2 protein-coding genes are annotated in these 2153 nt (G+C 68.1%); one reads left to right on the top strand and one right to left on the bottom strand.

The genetic code is table 11. From position 1 onward, the window contains the following. The coding region (locus AC6RA4_RS25045) for an asparaginase (RefSeq protein ID WP_500164969.1) at nt 1-959 on the top strand (959 nt) is incomplete at its 5' end. A 42-nt stretch (nt 960-1001) separates the two neighbouring features. Here the strand turns inward: AC6RA4_RS25045 and serB are convergent. Next, entirely contained in the window at nt 1002-1871 is an 870-nt protein-coding gene (serB, locus tag AC6RA4_RS25040) for a phosphoserine phosphatase SerB (RefSeq protein ID WP_500164967.1), read from the bottom strand. Between the last annotated feature and the right edge of the window lie 282 nt (nt 1872-2153).

The raw sequence follows: 2153 nt of genomic DNA, 5'->3' as shown, positions 1-2153 counted from the left end.
GCCCGTTTCTGGAATGCAGCCATTCGGGTCACGCGGTGATCTGCGACGACAGCGGCCAGATCGTGCAGGCCTGGGGCGATCCCGGCAAGGTGATCCTGCCGCGCAGCTCGGCCAAGATGATTCAGGCCCTGCCGCTGGTGGCCTCCGGCGCGGCGCAGGCGTTTGGCCTGAAGACTGAGCAACTTGCGCTGGCCTGCGCCTCGCACCAGGGCGCGCCGCTGCATGTCGATGCGGTCAACGCGTGGCTGGCCGAGCTGGGGCTGAGCGATGACGATCTGCGCTGCGGGCCCGAGGTCTCGCGCGACAAGGAGCTGAAGCTGCAGATGATCCGCGAGGGCAAATGCCCTTGCCAGGTTCACAACAACTGCTCTGGCAAGCACGCGGGGTTCCTGACCCTCAACAAGCATCTCGGCGGCGGGGCAGAGTATTGCGACCCCGACCACCCGGTGCAGCGCGAGGTGCGCGAGCTGTTCGAGACCGTGACGGGGATGGAAAGCCCGGGTTACGGCATCGACGGCTGCTCGGCGCCGAACTTCGCCACCACGATGGAGGGCATGGCCCGCGCGATGGCGTGGTACGCCAGCGCCGGCAAACGCTCGGACGCGCTGAGCCGCGCCGCGGCGCAGCTGGTCGAGGCGATGATCGCTTTCCCAGAGCATGTCGCGGGCAAGGGCCGCGCCTGCACTCACCTGATGCGCGCCGCCAAGGAGCCGGTGGCGATCAAGACCGGGGCCGAGGGCTATTTCGTCGCCATCCTGCCGCAGCGCGGCCTCGGGCTGGCGCTGAAGATCGCCGACGGCGCCACCCGTGCCGCCGATTGCGCGGTGGCGGCGCTCCTGGTGCAGCTTGGCGTGCTCGACGAGGCCGATCCGGAGGTGCAGCGCTTCCTCTGTCCGCCGATCCACAACCGCGCCGGCATCGAGGTCGGCCGCATCAAGACGGCGCCTGGGTTCCCCTGATCTGCCACTGACGCGAGGAGCATCGCTCCTCGCTTCCCGCCCTCAGACCGTCGCGAAGTCTTCGCGGCTGTAGCCCTGCAGGTAGAGCAGCGCGGTCAGGTCGCCGTGGTTCACCCGCAGATCGCACTGCGCCTGCACCGAAGGCTTGGCGTGCAGCGCCACGCCCATGCCGGCGCGCCCCAGCATCCCAAGATCGTTGGCGCCGTCGCCCACCGCCAGAACATCGGCCTCGGGAATGCCGAGCCGAGCCGAAATCTCCTCGAGCGCCTGCACCTTGGCCTCGCGGCCGAGGATCGGGCGCGCCACATCGCCGGTGAGCTTGCCACCCTCCATCAGAAGCGTGTTGGCGCGGTTCTCGTCGAAGCCCACGAGCCCCGCCACCTTCGCGGTGAAGGCGGTGAACCCGCCCGAAACCAGTGCGGCATAGCCGCCATTGGCCTTCATCGTCGCCACCAGCTCGCGCCCTCCGGGCATCAGGGTGATGCGGGTCTCGAGCACCCGGTCGATCACTGCCGCGGGCAGATCCCTGAGCAGCGCCACGCGCTCGGTCAGTGCCCCCTCGAAATCGAGCTCGCCATTCATCGCCCGAGCGGTGATGTCCTTCACATGTGCGCCGACGCCGGCCTCCTCGGCCAGCTCGTCGATGCATTCCTGCTGGATCATGGTCGAATCCATGTCCGCCAGCAGCATGGTCTTGCGACGGCCGAGCGCCGGCAAAAGGTTCAGGTCGGCCTGATCGGCCACCGCCGCGCGCAGCTCTTCGAGATTGGCAGGCGCATGGTCGAGCGGGAATTCCGCTGCCTCGCCCTGCGACAGCCAGATCGCCGCGCCACCGCCTGTGGCATTGCGCAGCGACGAAACCAGAGCGGCCTCGAGCGTGCCGGGACGGGCGATGAGCGAAACAATGAACATGGGCGCGGCCTCCTGAGCGTTGGCCGCGCTTCTGGCACGGGTGGACACGATTTGCCAGACCCACCAAAGGGCCGGACGCGCGCAAGATTTTTCGTACGAAAAATCTTGCGCCAAGAATTTTAGCTAGAATTCTTGGCGCCCCCTCAGCGCTCGGTCAGCTTCAGCTCGATGCGCCGGTTCAGCGCCCGCGCCGCCGCCGTGTCGGACGGATCGACGGGCTGGTATTCCCCGAACCCGTTGGCCGAGAGGCGCTGCGGCGGGATGCCCATCTCCTCGACGAGA

The organism is Salipiger sp. (genome assembly GCF_059781815.1).
Note: the sequence above shows the minus strand (reverse complement) of the source record. Positions and strands in the feature narration are given on the sequence as shown.